This is a genomic window from Parafrankia discariae, assembly GCF_000373365.1.
Classification (GTDB): domain Bacteria; phylum Actinomycetota; class Actinomycetes; order Frankiales; family Frankiaceae; genus Parafrankia; species Parafrankia discariae.
In genome coordinates, this window is record NZ_KB891285.1 from 154,142 (window position 1) to 169,665 (window position 15,524).

Below are 15,524 nucleotides of genomic sequence, written 5' to 3' on the forward strand. Positions count from 1 at the left end.
TCACCCGCGCGTGCCGTCGCCGGCGGGCGCGGGGCGCAGCCGCCCGGCGATCACCGTGCGGATCTGCCGGTGAAGCTCCGGTGGGGGCAGCGTCGCGTCCAGGATGACGTGCCGGTCCGGATCCTCGTCCGCGAGCCTGCGGAAGTGCTCGCGGACCCGCCGGTGGTAGGCCACGGCGGTGGCCTCGCCGTCGCCGTCGCCGTCGGCGGCCCCGCCCTCCCGCCCGAGGTAGGGATCGCCCGCGCCCCGGACCAGTGCCTGTTCCGGTGGCAGGTCCAGCAGGATCGTCACGTCGGGCAGCAGCGAGTGGCTGGCCCACTGGGTCAGAACGGTCAGCTCGTCGCTGTCGATCCGCTGGCCGAGCGCCTGGCAGGCGATCGCGGAATCCACGTAACGGTCGGTGAGCACGATCGCGCCCCGGGCCAGTGCCGGTTCGATGACCCGGGCCACGTGCTCGGCGCGGTCGGCCGCGTCCAGCAGCAGCTCGGTCCGGGCGTGCAGCCGGTTGGCGGGGTCGTCGAGCAGCTCCCGCAGGCCCGCGCCGAAGGACGTCCCGTCGGTCTCGTAGGCCGGCACGACCTCGCGCCCGCTCGAGGCCAGCCAGCCGCGCAGCAGTTCCAGCTGGGTCGTCTTGCCGGCGCCCGCGGCGCCCTCGACCGTGATGAACAACCCGCCGTGCCGGCGGCGCCGGGCGCTGCCCGGCCGCCGCCCGCGCAGCGCGTTCCACAGCTCGGGCAGGACGGCTTCCCCGGCATGGTCGTCCATCTGGCGGTAGGAGAACAGGCCGACCGCCACGGCGAGCAGCCCGCCGGCGAGCAGGACGACGGTGACGCCGTCGGCCCGGACGTTGATGTCGCCCCAGAGGTGGACCTGATGCGAACCGATCACGCCGACGAGGGCCGGTGCGGCGGCGAGCACGACCAGCAGGTCAACCCGCACCAGCGACTGGACCAGGGCGAAGGTACGCCCGCGCAGCTCGTCGGCGACCTCGGCCTGCAACAGGGTGTAGCCGGTCACCCAGGCGACACCGGCGAGGGCACCGACGAACACGACCAGAATGCAGGCGATCACCAGATTCGGGATGATCGCGACGACCACCAGCGTGATTCCCGCGGCGGTGACGCAGACGCCGAACAGGCGGGTGCGGCTGTAGTCCCCGAGCAGCTTCGGGCCGGCACCCATCCCGGCGGCGAGCCCGATGAACACCGCGCCGAACAGCACGCCGTAGGCCGAGTCGCCACCGCCGAGGATCTCGACGTAGAGCTTGCCGAGCGCCACCACACAGCCGGCGCCGGCGAAGCCGCCGAGGATTCCGACGACCAGCCCGCGCACGAGGCGGTCCTGGCCGACGAACTTCCACCCCTCGGTGATCGAGGCGAAGAAGCCCGGCTCGGCGCTGTGCTCAGGCCGCTCCGCGCGACCGATCGAACGCAGGCCCCAGATGACGATCGCCGAGCCCAGGAAGGTGGCCGCGTTGAAGTACAGCGCGATGTCCAGGGAGGAGTCGCGGAAGAAGTGGATGGACGGGCCCAGGCCTCGGGACACGGTGGCGAGCAGCGTGAAGATCGCCGCGGCCAGCGGCGCCGTGCCGTAGGTCGTGATCAGGCTCAGGGTGTTGGCCGCCGCGAGCCGGTTCCGCGGGACCAGGTGCGGGATCGAGGCCTCCTTGGCCGGCGCCCACACCAGGCTCACGCACTCGACCAGGAAGGAGGCGATCAGCAGCCATCGGAGCGTTCCCACGATCGGGATGGACAGGAACAGCCCGAATCGCATCACGTCGGTGACGACCATGGTCATCCGGCGGTCGAGACGGTCGGCGATCGCTCCGGCGAGCGGGCCCAGCACGAGCGCGGGGAGAAGACGGACGATCAGCAACGAGCTGATCGCGAACGCCTGCCCGGAGAAGCTCTCGGTGAGCTGGGTGACCAGGGCGGTGGTCGCCAGCAGGCCCATCCAGTCGCCCAGGCTGGACAGGCTGAGCTGGATCCACATCCGGCGGAACTCGGGAATCCGCAGGACCGCCCGAAGGTCGCCGTCCGAGCCGCCGGTGGTGTGCGCGCGCGGCGGCGGCGAGGGCACCGTCGTGACCGGATGCCGGCTCAGCGGCCGCCGGACCCGCATCCGTGGCGGACGCGGGGCCCGCCGACCGGGCGGCGGGCCGGTGCCTGACCGGCCGACTGCCCCGCCCGACGGGTCGACGCCCCCGCCCGACGGGTCGACGCCCCCGCCTGACAGGTCGACGCCCCCGCCCGACGGGTCGGTGACCGTGCCTGGCGGCTCAGCGCCTGGGGGGTCAGCCTCCGGTGGGTCGAGGCTAGGCAGGGCTCCGCTCGGCAGGTGACCGCCCACCGGGTCGGTGTTGACCGCGGGCGCCACCGCGGACTCCCGTGGAGCCGCCCGGGTGGCCCGCCGCGGTGTCTGATCCAGTTTGCCGTGGCTCTCGCCGACGGGCAGATCCATCAGCTCGACCGGTGCGAGCCACCGGACGCGGTTCCGGTGGTGCTGTCCGTGCCGGGTGTGTCACCCGTGGTGGTACCGGCGGCGCCGGTCGCCCCGGCACCGGTGGCGGCCTTCGACGCGCGGGAGCCGGCCTTCGCCGTGCTGCCCGCCGCCTTGGCCTTCGTGGTGGTTTTCGCGGCCGTGCGGGGCTTGGCCGCGGTCTTCGCGGGAGCCTTGGCCGTGGTCTTCGTGGTCCGGCGCGGGGTGGTCGTGCCGCGGGCCCGGCGGTCCGCGAGGAGCTCGGCGGCGCGTTCGACCGTGATGGTCTCGACCGCGTCGCCCTTGCGCAGGCTGGCGTTGGTCTCGCCGTCGGTCACGTACGGGCCGAACCGGCCCTCGCGCAGGACCATCGGCCGCTCGGTGGCGGGGTCGGGCCCGAGCTCACGCAGCGGCGGCGTCTGCGCCGCCTGGCGCCGGCCGCGGGCCTTCGGCTGCGCGAGCAGTGCGAGGGCCTCCTCCAGCGTCACCGTGAACAACTGGTCCTCGGACTCCAGCGAACGGCTGTCGGTGCCCCGCTTCACATACGGGCCGTACCGCCCGTTCTGGGCGGTGACCTCCGCGCCTTCCGCGTCGGTGCCGAGGACCCGGGGGAGGGTCAGCAGCCGCAGCGCGTCCTCGAGAGTCACCGTCTCCAGTGACATGGTGCGCAGCAGGCTCGCGGTCTGCGGCGGCTCGCCGTCGGTCGTGACATACGGGCCGTAGCGGCCGGCCTTCGCGGTGATCGACGCGCCCGTCTTCGGGTCCGTGCCGAGCAGGCGGTCGCCGCTGGGCGCGGCCAGCAGCTCGAGCGCGCGCTCCACGGTCAGCTCGTCGGGGGCGACCTCGTCCGGGACGCTGGCCCGCCCGTCGGCGTGCTGGACATAGGGCCCGTATCGGCCGACCCGCACGACGACCGGCTCGCCGTCATCCGCCTTGCCCAGCGGGATGGAGTTGACCTCGCGGGCGTCGATCTCGCCGAGTCGCTCGCCGACCAGGTGCTTGAGCCCCTCGACCGCGGCGGAACCGCCGGTGTCGGTCGTGTCCGGCAGACCGAAGTAGAACCCGGTGAGCCAGTCCGTGGACGCGGCCGTACCGGCGGCGATCGCGTCGAGGTCGTCCTCCATGGAGGCCGTGAACTGGTAGTCGACGAGCCGGGTGAAGTGGTCCTCCAGCAGCCCGACCACCGCGAACGCGACGAAGCTCGGGACCAGCGCGGACCCCTTCTTCCACACGTAGCCGCGGTCCTGGATCGTGCCGATGATCGACGCGTAGGTTGACGGCCGGCCAATCCCGAGCTCTTCCAGCGTCTTGACCAGGCTGGCCTCGGTGAACCGCGGCGGCGGGCTGGTCGTGTGACCACGCGGGGTGAGCGTGCGGGTGGCCAGCGGGTCGCCCCGCCGGACGTCGGGCAGCCGCCGCTCGCGGTCCTCGAGCTCGGCGTCCGGGTCGTCGGCGCCCTCGACGTAGGCGCGCAGGAACCCGGGGAAGGTGATCACCTTGCCTGACGCGGAGAACTCCGCGTCCTCACCGGAGCTGGAGGTCGCGCCCAGGCGGATGGTGGCGCTGGTGCCGCGCGCGTCGGCCATCTGGCTGGCGACCGTGCGCTGCCAGATCAGCTCGTACAGGCGGAACGAGTCGCCGTCGAGCTCCGAGCGCACCTCGCCCGGGGTCCGGAAGTGATCCCCGGCGGGCCGGATCGCCTCGTGGGCTTCCTGGGCGTTCTTGACCTTCTTGGCGTAGGTGCGGGGCCGGTCCGGGACGTACTCGGCGCCGTAGAGGGTGCGGGCCTGGTCGCGGGCGGCGACCAGGGCGGTCTCGGACAGGTTCGTCGAGTCCGTCCGCATGTAGGTGATGTAGCCGTTCTCGTAGAGGCGCTGCGCGACCTGCATCGTGCGCTGGCTGGAGAACCGCAGCTTGCGGCCGGCCTCCTGCTGGAGCGTGGAGGTCATGAACGGCGGGTAGGGCGAGCGCCGGTACGGCTTGGTCTCGACCGAGCGCACCGCGAACGCGGCGCCGGTGAGCCGGCCGGCCAGCGCGCGGGCGCCGGCCTCGTCGAGCAGCGCGACCCCGTCGGACGTCAGCTCGCCGGTCGGGGCGAAGTCACGGCCGCTGGCCAGGCGTCGCCCGTCCAGGGCGACGAGGGTCGCCGGGAGCGGGGTCGTGTCCAGGGCGGCTCCGTCGTGCGCGACGGTCTGCTGGAAGACACCCTCGATGTTCCAGTACTCCGCGGTGCGGAACCGCATCCGCGCCCGTTCCCGCTCGACGAGGACGCGGGTCGCCACGCTCTGGACCCGCCCCGCCGAGAGCTTGGGCATGACCTTCTTCCACAGCACGGGGGAGACCTCGTAGCCGTAGAGCCGGTCCAGGATCCGCCGGGTCTCCTGCGCGTTGACCAGGTTCTCGTTGATCTCCCGCGGGCTGTCGACCGCACGCTGGATCGCCTGCGGGGTGATCTCGTGGAAGACCATCCGCTTGACCGGGACGGTCGGCTTCAGGGTCTGCAGGAGGTGCCAGGCGATCGCCTCGCCCTCCCGGTCCTCGTCTGTCGCCAGGTAGAGCTCGCTGGCGTCCTTGACGAGTGACTTGAGCTTGCTGACCTGGACCTTCTTATCCGGGCTGACGACGTAGAGGGGCTCGAAGCCGTTGTCGACGTCGACCCCGAGCCGGGCCCACGGCTTGCCCTTGTGCGCGGGCGGCACGTCGGCGGCGCTGCGCGGCAGGTCGCGGATGTGGCCGATGCTCGACTCCACCTGCCACCCCGGACCCAGGTAGCCCGCGATCGTCTTCGCCTTGGCCGGCGACTCCACGATCACCAGACGGGTCCCGTTCCCGTTCGCGGCGGCCCGCGCCGGGCGTCGCCCGCCCGGGGCGCGCGCGACGGTACGCCCTCCGGTGGCGTCGGGCGCGACCGTCTCGGTCGCCTCGGCCTCGGCCGCCATGGAGCTCGCTGCCGGGGCGTCGGCTACCGGGGCGTCGGCCGCCGGGGCGCTCGCTGCCGCGGGCCTGGCGGGCTCGGCGACCGGCGTGGGCGACCCCGCGGTCGTCCGGCTCGTCGAATTCGTGCGCGGTGGCACTTCTCTCCTCGTTACGGCGTGCTGCTCCGGTGGACCGCCCGGGACGTCAGTGCCGCCCGGGTGATCCTCGTGTGATCTACCTCTGTCAGTTGCTCCAATGCCCGCCCGGGGCCGTTGTCGACGCGCCGGTGATCCCCGCTCCATGGGCGTGGACACGGGGCCCGGCGCGACCGGACATCTCCCGCTGCCGGAATCGGCCGCAGGGAGCACCGTACGCCGGTGTGTGGCCGGAGGGCTCCCCCCGTCCGCCGTCGCGGGCCGCGCGGGCACTCCCTCCACGGTCGCGCCGGCAGGCATCCGCACCATCGTGCCGCCGTCCACGCCGGGCGGTCCAGCGCCCGGCGATCGGGTGCCGCCGGGCGCCGACCGATCATCGTTCGGCCCCCGGGGTGCCCGGCGGACCGCCGGTCCCGGCGAGCGCGAACGGGGCCGCATCCCGCCTACCAGGCGGGATGCGGCCCCGCGTCGTGTCCCGGGCGAAGCGTCGACCGGCCGCGCGTGGCCGCGCGGGCGGTCGTCCACCAGGCCTCGACATGGCCCCGACGGTGATCCGGACGGCTTCGTCCGGAGCCGGGGGGTCCGACCGGAGATCGTCGGGACGGATCCGCTGCGGGACACCGTCAGATCACGCGGACGGTGCGCCGGTTACGTGCCGACAGTGCCGGATCTCGTCGTCAGACCTTCATCTCCGAACCGGACGGAGGGGTGCGTGTCGGCGGGGCCGAGGGCGGCGGCGGTTCGTCCCCCACCGACGAGCCCCGGCGCCTGGACGTCGCGACGACCGCCACGATCACCACGACCGCGGCCAGGGAGATGCCGATCCGGGCGGCGGTGTTCTCGTCCTCGCCCACCGAGAACTTCACCACCAGCGGAGCGATCAGCAGGCTGACGAGGTTCATCACCTTGAGCAGCGGGTTGATCGACGGGCCGGCGGTGTCCTTGAACGGGTCTCCGACGGTGTCCCCGATCACCGTCGCCGCGTGCACCTCGGAGCCCTTGCCGCCGTAGTTGCCGTCCTCCACGAGTTTCTTCGCGTTGTCCCAGGCGCCGCCCGAGTTCGCGAGGAAGACCGCCATCAGCACCCCGGCGGCGATCGCCCCGCCGAGGAACGCGCCCAGCGGCGGGTAGCCGAGGCCGAACCCGACCGCGATCGGCGCCATCACGGCCAGTGTTCCCGGGGTCACCAGTTCGCGTAGCGAGTCCCTGGTGCAGATGTCCACGACGGCCCCGTAGTCGGGCTTCTCGGTGCCCGCCATGATCCCCGGCTTGGTCCGGAACTGGTTGCGCACCTCCATCACGACCCGGCCGGCGGCCCGGCCGACCGCGTTGATCGCCAGACCGGAGAACAGGAAGACCACGGCGGCGCCGATGATGAGGCCGACCAGGGCGTCCGGATAGGCGATGTTCAGCCCACCGACGGTGCCCCGGGCGGCCTCCGTGGACGCCCCCGCGTCGGCCAGCGCGGTCGTGACCGTGTCGGTGAACGAGCCGAACAACGCGGTCGCGGCGAGGACCGCTGTGGCGATCGCGATTCCCTTGGTGATCGCCTTGGTGGTGTTGCCCACCGCGTCCAGCGAGGTCAGGATCGCGCCGGCGCGTTCGTCGATGCCCTCCGGCCCCGCCGACATCTCGGCGATGCCCTGGGCGTTGTCGCTGACCGGGCCGAACGTGTCCATCGAGACGATCACGCCGACCGTGGTGAGCAGGCCGGTTCCGGCAAGCGCCACCGCGAACAGGGCGATCGTGACACTGCCCGAGCCGAGGAGGTACGCGCCGAACACGGCCGCGCCGATGAGCAACGCGGAGTACACAGCCGACTCGAGACCCACCCCGATTCCGGCCAGGATGTTCGTGGCCGGTCCCGTCGTCGAGGCTTCGGCGACACTGAGGACCGGGCGGCGGTTCGTCTCGGTGAAGTAGCCGGTCAGCAGCTGGATGGCGGCGGCGAGCACGATGCCGATGAGCACCGCGCTGATCGCGATCACGCGTGGATCGCCGCTCTGGGTGCTGCCTTCCAGCCCGGGGAACTCGGCGAAACTGCCCGGCAGGTAGACCATGGAGACGATCACCACACCGATAGCGGAGACCACGGCGGAGATGAAGAAGCCCCGGTTGATCGCGGTCATGCCGGTGCGGTCGCCGTCCCTGGGGGAGACGGCGAAGATCCCGATGATCGCCGTGAGCACGCCGACCGCCGGGATCAGCAGCGGATAGACCAGCCCGTTCTCGCCGAACGCCTTGACCCCGAGGATCAGCGCCGCGACCAGGGTCACCGCGTACGACTCGAACAGGTCGGCGGCCATCCCGGCACAGTCACCGACGTTGTCGCCCACGTTGTCGGCGATCGTCGCGGCATTGCGCGGGTCGTCCTCGGGAATGCCCTGCTCGACCTTGCCGACCAGGTCCGCTCCGACGTCCGCCGCCTTGGTGAAGATTCCGCCGCCGACCCGCATGAACATCGCGAGCAGGGCGGCGCCGAACCCGAACCCCTCGAGCACCTGCGGGGCGGTGTCCCGGAACACCAGGACCACGACCGCCGCTCCGAAGAGGCCGAGCCCGACGGTGAACATCCCGACGACGCCGCCGGTGCGGAACGCGATCCGTATCGCGGCACGTTCCCCGCTCTCTATCGCCGCGGCCGCGGTGCGGGTGTTGGCGCGGGTCGCGAGCGACATGCCGACGAAGCCGACCAGCGCGGAGAAGACGGCGCCCACGACGAAGAACACAGAACGGCCCACGCGAGCGCCGGTGTCATCCGCTGGTAGGAGCAACAGGACGAACGGGATCACGATGACGAACCCGGCGAGGGTCCGGAACTGTCGGCGGAGGTAGGCTGCGGCTCCCTCCTGAACCGCTCTCCCCACCTCGATCATTTTCGGAGTGCCCGCGTTCGCCGCCAGTACCTCACGCACCAGGTAGGCGGCTACGAGGAGGGCGAGTGCTGCGACGATCGCCACACCGGCGACCAATCCGACAGCTCCACCGCTAAGGTCGATAGGGGGGTCCTCGGCCTGTAGGGTGTGGATCGGGGACATGGCTCCTCCCGGTCTGCTGTGTGCGCCCCCTGTGGCCGCGGCAGATGTGGGTCGGGCGCGAGACGCCCGCCGTGCACCGTTCGTCGATCACAGCCGTGACGTCGTATCCGACGACGCCCTGGGTGGCGACCGACACCGGTCAGCGGGCGGGAGCCACCTTCCAGCGAGCGCCGAGCGGGCGCCGGACGTGACTCCGGTGCGGCAGCGGTGCCGGTCCGTACCCGGCGCCGCCGACCAGCCCGCGCGGTGAACGCCTTCGTGTGGCCCTGGCCTGTGGCCCGGGGCCAGGCCCCACGGGGAACACCAAGGGGAACACCGACGGCCCCGATCGACCGTCGGTGAGATGCGGCGGAGTCTATCCGCACGTCTGTGACGTGCGCTCGTTTTTCGGTTGTGGCTGGCCGAGTCGCCCGTTTTTGTTGTAGGGCGGCTCGTGAGATGCCTCCGACGCGGGCCCCGCCGGATCTCGGACGTCCGACCTCAGCCAGCCGTTCCAACGCAAACGTGGCGGGTGGGTGAGCCGATCGGCTCACCCACCCGCCACGACGGTCACAGCCCGGGGTACCCCGCGGGGTACCCCGGGGTACGACTCGGCCTCGCCGAGGGACGGTCAGGCCTCGCGGCGGGCGGAACCCGCTATCTCCGCGGCCAGTGCCGCGTAGGCGGCGGAGTCGAGATCGGAGTCGTCCGGCGGCTCACCGGTGTGCCAGGTCATCTCGACGACGGTGCCCGTGCCGTCCGTGCCGCGCCGGACGGCGACCTCGTCGACCAGGCCCTCGATGAGCGCCAGCCCCAGGCCGGGTGGGAACGGCTGGTCGGCGTCAGGATCGCCGTCGAGGCCCGGCGCGGTGAGCGCGGCGGAGCCGAGGGCCGCCGCGTCCCCGAGATCCAGCAGGGCGGGCGCGCTAATGAGGCCGCCGTCCGGGCCGGGGGCGACCTCGTCGCCCGGGGCGCCGCTGTCCGACACGATGACGGTGAACGTCTCCGGCGCGTCGGTCAGCGCCACGCGCACCAGCGCCTCGGGATTGCTCCGGCGGTTGACCCGGACGGCTCGGGCGCACGCCTCACCAACCGCCAACTTGATCTCGTCGACGGCGCCGGCCGGCACGCCCGCGCGCCTGCTGACCGCGGTCGCGATCATCCGGGCGGTGCGGACATGACCGGGCAAGGCGGCGAAGTGCAACTCGACGGTGGGCATGCGTCCGAGGACCTGCCTTTCGCGAACGGGACCTGATCAGTCCCTGGCGGCCAGGGCTTCCTCGACGGAGGAGTGGATGGGGAAGACCTTGGTGAGCCCCGTGATCCTGAAGATCTTGAGGATACGTTCCTGGGTGCAGACCAGGTGCAGCGAGCCCTCGTGGGCACGCACCCGCTTGAGCCCGCCGACCAGGACACCGAGGCCGGTGGAGTCGAGGAACTCCACCCCCTCCATGTCGACCACCAGGTGGTACGACCCGGCCGAGACCAGGTCGATGAGCTGCTCGCGAAGCTTGGGGGCGGTGTAAACATCGATCTCGCCGCCCACCACGACGACCGTGTGGGTCCCCTCCTGGCGAGTCGTGAGGGACAGATCCACGGATCCTCCTAGTGGTTCTTCCCGGCGCCCGCGCCTCGGGCGACCGACATCACGGCGGCACTACCCTCCCATGAGGAGGATCAATCCGATGGCCCGCGACACAGATGGCGAGCCGGTATTCGGCGCCGCCGACGGATGAATCGGCCCGGTGTTTGAAGCGACCCGGTGTTGCTCCTCGCTCATCCGATGGCGACGCATCTCGGATGATGCTATCGCCGATCTAGCGCCGGCCCCGGTGTGGGGTGTCATCAGGTTGCCTACCGTGACCTGGCCGGGCTCGGCCAGGCAACGAGGGCGAATGGTGTGGATGGTGGGCGGACATCGTCCTCGGGCGACCGCCTATCGTGACGGGCGTGGGTTCGCCGGCCGTCACCGAGCACGATGCCGCGCGGGTCGGAACCGTCCTGAACCGACTCGCCCGGGACGGTCGACGGGCGGCCAACATCACCCATGTCGAGCGCGTTCCCGCCCGGCGGGGCCAGCCGGCCGCGTGGCCGGAGTGGGCCGACCCCCTGCTGGTGAGCCGGCTGCGCGCGGCGGGGATCGAGCGGCCGTGGAAGCACCAGGTCGAGGCGGCCCGGGCGGCGTACGAGGGGCGCGGCGTCGTGCTCGCCACGGGCACCGCGTCGGGGAAGTCCGTGGGCTACCTGCTGCCGGTGCTGACCCGGCTGCTGGCGGAGCCGAACTCGCGGGCCATTTATCTGGCGCCCACCAAGGCGCTGGCCAACGACCAGCTCCGTTCGGTGCGCTCGCTGACGCTGACCGGTGTCCGGGCGTCCACCTACGACGGCGACACCCCGGGCCCCGAGCGGGAGTGGGTCCGCGCGCATGCCACGTTCGTCCTCACCAACCCGGACATGCTGCATCGCGGGATCCTGCCGTCGCACCGCCGCTGGGCCCCGTTCCTGCGCGGCCTGCGGTTCGTCATCGTCGACGAGTGCCACGGCTACCGGGGTGTGTTCGGTGCGCACGTCGCCCAGATCCTGCGGCGCCTGCGGCGGGTCTGCGCCCGGTACGGCACCAGGCCGGTGTTCGTGCTCGCCTCGGCGACGGTGGCTGATCCGGGCCTGTCCGCCTCCCGGCTGACCGGCCTGGACGTCGACGTGGTCGACGCCGACGCCTCCCCCCGAGGGCCCATGGACTTCGCGTTGTACGAGCCGCCGCTGCTCGGCGTCCGCGCGGAACGGCCGAGCGCTTCGGTGGACGGCCCCGGCACCCGGGGAAAACCCGTGCCACCCGGAGAACCCGTGCCACCCGGAGAACCCGTGCCGCGCGGAGAGAACGACGCCCCCGTGCGGCGGGCCGCGACCGCCGAGTCCGCTGATCTGCTCGCCGATCTTGTCGCCGAGGGTGTGCGGACGCTGGTGTTCGTCCGTTCGCCACCCGGAGAACCCGTGCCGCGCGGAGAGAACGACGCCCCCGTGCGGCGGGCCGCGACCGCCGAGTCCGCTGATCTGCTCGCCGATCTTGTCGCCGAGGGTGTGCGGACGCTGGTGTTCGTCCGTTCGCGCCGGGCCGCCGAGGTCGTGGCCGCCGCCGCCCGCCGCGGCCTGGGTGAGGCCGCCCCCGAACTCGTCGAGCGGGTCGCCGCCTACCGGGCGGGCTACCTGCCCGAGGAACGCCGTGCGCTGGAGGGGCGACTCCGGACGGGTGAGCTCCTCGGCGTGGCGGCGACGTCCGCGCTCGAGCTCGGTGTCGACATCAGCGGACTCGACGCCACGGTGATCGCCGGCTTCCCCGGCACCCTGGCGTCGTTGTGGCAGCAGGCCGGCCGGGCGGGCCGGGCGGGGCAGGCCGCGCTCGCGGTCCTGGTCGCGCGGGACGATCCGCTGGACACCTATCTCGTCCACCATCCGGAGGCCGTCTTCGGCCGGCCGGTCGAGGCCAGCGTGTTCGACCCGGACAACCCTTACGTGCTCATGCCCCACCTGGAGTGTGCCGCCAGCGAACTGCCCCTGACCGAGGACGACCTGGAGCTGTTCGGGGCCGGGGCCCGCGCGGCGGTCGACGACCTCGTCCGGCGCGGGCGGTTGCGCCGCCGTCCCACCGGTTGGTTCTGGACCCAGCGGCACCGCCCGGACGTCGACATCCGGGGTATGGGTGGCCCACCGGTGCGGATCGTCGAGATGGCGACGGGCCGCCTGCTCGGCACCGTCGACGCGGCGACGTCGCACTCGACGGTGCACGCGGGGGCGGTGTACCTGCATCAGGGTGCCAGCTTCATCGTCACCGAGCTCGACCTGGACGACGCGGTGGCCTTCGTCGAGGCGGCGACGCCGGACTGGAGCACGGTCGCGCGGGAGCACACCGACATCCGGGTGGTCGAGTCCAGCCGCTCCGCGCGGTTCGCCGACGTCGAGATTCATCTCGGGACGGTCGAGGTCACCAATCAGGTGGTCGCCTTCCAGCGACGCCGGCTGAACACCGGGGAGGTACTCGGGCAGGAGCCGCTCGACCTGCCGCCGCGCCAGCTGCGTACGCGGGCCGTCTGGTACACGGTGACCGACGAGCTTCTCGCGGCGGCCCGGATCGACCCCGCCGACGTCCCGGGCGCCGTGCACGCCGCCGAACACGCGGCGATCGGCCTGCTGCCTCTTTTCGCCACCTGCGACCGGTGGGACATCGGTGGAGTCTCCACCGACCTGCACCCGGACACCGGCCGCACCAGCGTCTTCGTCTACGACGGCCATGCCGGTGGCGCGGGGTTCGCCGAACGCGGGTTTTTGCGGGTCGCGAACTGGCTGCGGGCGACCCGGGACGCCGTCGCCGCCTGCGAGTGCCCGGCCGGCTGCCCGTCCTGCGTCCAGTCGCCGAAGTGCGGCAACGGCAACGAGCCGCTCGCGAAAGCGGCTGCCGTGCGGCTGCTCGACGCCGTACTGGCAGTGCTGGACGGCAACCCGGCGAACCCACCGATCCCCCGGCCGGAATGAACACGTTCGCGGGTCGGGGGTGCAGACGACCGTATCGGGGGTAGACCGCCCTCTGTCGGATTTTCGAGGCGGCGCAATCGATACGTAGCAGGAAATCTGGAGGTTCCGGTGGTCACCGTCGGTGTGGTCCTGTTGCTTCTGGCGGGTGTTCTCACCGCGGACATCGTCCTGGAGAACTCCGGTCAGACAGAAGTAATGATCATGGGTCAGTCGCTCTCCTTCGACATCTGGGGGCTGTTCGTTCTCGGGCTCGCGACCGGCGTGTTGGTGGTGGCCGGCACGCAGATCACGTTGCAGGGTTTCGCCCGGGACAGGCACCGGCGTCGGCTGGAGCGTCAGCGCGCCCGCGATCTGGCCGCCATGACGCGGGCCGTGCCCGCCCCGGCGCCACGGCCCGCGGCCCCGACGGCATCGACCGCCCCGACCGCCGGGTCCGCCCCGGCCACGGGGCTCACGCCGGTCGGCGCCCCGCCCCGCTCCGGCCCGGCCACCGCCGGCGGCCGAGGCACGGGCGCAGGCGTCAGGCCGGGTGGGGCCGCGGGAACCACGCCGCCCAGCTCAGCTCCGGCGGGCTCGGTTCCGGCGGGCTCGGTTCCGGTGGGCTCTGTGTCGCCCGGCTCGGTGCCGACGACCGCGCCTGACCCGGCCGTGCGCGCCCAGGCCGGTCGCCAGGCGGCCGCCGCGGCGGCCGACACCGGTCCGCTTCGGACGGGGCGCGGTGCGCCCGGGGAGAGCCGGCCTGCCGATGGCCGGGCCGCCGGTGACCCGACCCAGCCGGGTGCCGCCGGGACTGTTCCGGTCGGCCAGGCCGGGGGTGGGCGGGGGAACACGGCCGCTCCCACGCCGGTGGCCGCGGCGGGACCCGCGCCGGTGGCGGCGGGGCAGGGACGGCCGGCGGGACGTCGGCCCGCTCCGACGGCGCATCCGGGTGACCGTGTGGTGGCTCGGGTTTCCGACCTGCGGCGTAAGAAGCGCGAGGCGCAGGCGGCTGAGACCGCGCCAGGTGCCTCCACCACGCCGGGGCCCGCCTCCGGGGCGGTGCCGGCATCCGGATCGCCCACGCCTCCCGCGGGCGTGCGCACGAACTGACCCGTGGGTGCGGGCACGCCCTGACCATCCGGTGCGCGGTTGGGGCCAGCTCCTTTCGCCGTGGTCGGCTGATAAGCGCCGGGCCCGCCCTCCCAGGGCCCGGCGCGGGCCTGGGCCCGCGCCGGGCCGAGCACCCGCAGTGGCCCGGGTAGATCGGCTTCCGCCTCGATCCTGATGGCATCGGCTTCGATCTGACAGCGAGACAGCCTTCCGGAGTTGGCGGACGCTGTCGCCGCGGCTCGGCGACAGGCCACCTCAGGCCGGGCTGACGGGTCCGAGGCCGCGGCCAGTGCGGCGAGGTCAGCAGCGGTGGCCGCGCGCTGACGGGCCGCCCCGGCCACCACCAGGCCCAACGCCGCCGACCCGACCAGCACGACGATGGAAAGGGCGCCAAGCAGCCAGATCGTGCCCGAGCCCCGGTCGGAGCAGCCCTCTCCGAGCTGGGGGCGCAGGAGGCGCCACACGGGCGCTGGAAACCGCCTCACGGCTGCTCCACCGGGCCCTCCTCCACAGCCGCGACCGCGACCGCCGCGACCGTGACCTTCGGCATCAGGCGGCCGATGTCGCCGCCGCCCACCGCCGCGGTGACGCGGACGCGGATCGCGCCCCCGGCCCGGGTGATCTCGACGGCGGCTCCGGGTGGTGCCACACGCCGCGCCCAGGCCTGGGTGGCGGCCTCAGCCTCGCCGCGGGCGGCGGCCCGCGCGCCGAGGCGGGCGGCGTCGGCGCACCGGGTCTGCGTCGACACCGCGCCGATCATCCAGATGACCATGAACACGACCGCGACGAGGCTCGGCAGGCCCATAGCGAGCTCCGCGGTCACCTGGCCGCCGTCCCCGCCGTCCCGGCCATGCCTGGCGTGCCGGCCGTTCCGGCGGTCCTTGCCGTTGTGTCCGGCGTGCGGCAGCCGCACCGGTGCGGGCATCGTGGCGGGATCAGAACGTGGCGGTCAGCGCGCGTTGCACGACCGACGAGATCAACGAGCGGGTGGCCGAGCTCGAGACGACCGCGTAGAGGACCCCCGCGAACGCGACGGCAGCCAGCGTTCCGACCGCGTACTCGGCCGTCGACATGCCCGCGTCGGTCGACCTGCGCGGTTCCGTGGGCCTGCCGGTCTCCGTCGACAGGCCCGCGTTCGGCCGGCGCGAACGGTGCCAGCGTCGGTGCCATGGCCGCGCCGAGGGCGTGGAGCGCGGCGGGCGGAGCAGTACGTACAGGAACAGCATCGTTGCCTCCGGGTTCAGGGAGAGCCGGGCCGACCTGGCCCGCACACCATCGATCGTGTCGCCGGATCGGCCGCCCCACGCCGGCGACGGGGCCGCTGTGGACAGCGAATTCCCGT

9 protein-coding genes and 1 pseudogene are annotated in these 15,524 nt (G+C 73.0%); 2 read left to right on the forward strand and 8 right to left on the reverse strand.

What is annotated here, in order from left to right; all coding sequences use genetic code 11:
- From tmk to B056_RS0133890, 5 genes are all read right to left on the reverse strand, one after another.
- A complete protein-coding gene (gene tmk / locus B056_RS0133865) occupies positions 1-2,460 on the reverse strand; it encodes a dTMP kinase (protein ID WP_018506272.1) in 2,460 nt (819 codons plus the stop codon).
- The gene (topA, locus tag B056_RS0133870; RefSeq protein ID WP_026240474.1) at positions 2,460-5,552 is read right to left on the reverse strand and encodes a type I DNA topoisomerase; all 3,093 of its coding nucleotides are present in this window, start codon (positions 5,550-5,552) and stop codon (positions 2,460-2,462) included. Before topA ends, tmk begins: the two co-directional genes overlap by 1 nt.
- A gap of 674 nt (positions 5,553-6,226) precedes the next feature.
- The gene (locus B056_RS0133875; protein WP_026240475.1) at positions 6,227-8,587 is read right to left on the reverse strand and encodes a sodium-translocating pyrophosphatase; all 2,361 of its coding nucleotides are present in this window, start codon (positions 8,585-8,587) and stop codon (positions 6,227-6,229) included.
- A gap of 610 nt (positions 8,588-9,197) precedes the next feature.
- Complete coding sequence (locus B056_RS0133885; protein ID WP_018506277.1) at positions 9,198-9,785, reverse strand: ATP-binding protein; 588 nt, start codon at positions 9,783-9,785, stop codon at positions 9,198-9,200.
- A 36-nt stretch (positions 9,786-9,821) separates the two neighbouring features.
- On the reverse strand, positions 9,822-10,163 hold the full coding sequence (locus B056_RS0133890) for an STAS domain-containing protein (protein ID WP_012157755.1): 342 nt from the start codon (positions 10,161-10,163) through the stop codon (positions 9,822-9,824).
- 353 nt (positions 10,164-10,516) lie between these two features.
- On the opposite strand from B056_RS0133890, the gene B056_RS39030 reads away from it, so the two are divergent.
- Both B056_RS39030 and B056_RS45200 read left to right on the forward strand, forming a co-directional pair.
- Positions 10,517-13,093 (forward strand): DEAD/DEAH box helicase, encoded by a 2,577-nt coding sequence (locus B056_RS39030; RefSeq protein ID WP_018506278.1) that lies wholly within the window; start codon positions 10,517-10,519, stop codon positions 13,091-13,093.
- Positions 13,094-13,201: 108 nt separating this feature from the next.
- Positions 13,202-14,182 carry a hypothetical protein gene (locus tag B056_RS45200; RefSeq protein ID WP_026240476.1) on the forward strand — a complete coding sequence of 327 codons (981 nt, stop codon included), beginning with the start codon at positions 13,202-13,204 and terminating at the stop codon, positions 14,180-14,182.
- A 107-nt stretch (positions 14,183-14,289) separates the two neighbouring features.
- Here B056_RS45200 and B056_RS46300 read toward each other — a convergent pair.
- From B056_RS46300 to B056_RS45205, 3 genes and pseudogenes are all read right to left on the reverse strand, one after another.
- Positions 14,290-14,667, reverse strand: a pseudogene (locus B056_RS46300) (Rv3654c family TadE-like protein); the annotation flags it as partial.
- Positions 14,664-15,107 (reverse strand): TadE family type IV pilus minor pilin, encoded by a 444-nt coding sequence (locus B056_RS0133905; protein WP_018506279.1) that lies wholly within the window; start codon positions 15,105-15,107, stop codon positions 14,664-14,666. The pseudogene B056_RS46300 and the gene B056_RS0133905, both read right to left, overlap by 4 nt.
- A 10-nt stretch (positions 15,108-15,117) precedes the next feature.
- The gene (locus B056_RS45205; RefSeq protein ID WP_035753718.1) at positions 15,118-15,453 is read right to left on the reverse strand and encodes a DUF4244 domain-containing protein; all 336 of its coding nucleotides are present in this window, start codon (positions 15,451-15,453) and stop codon (positions 15,118-15,120) included.
- Between the last annotated feature and the right edge of the window lie 71 nt (positions 15,454-15,524).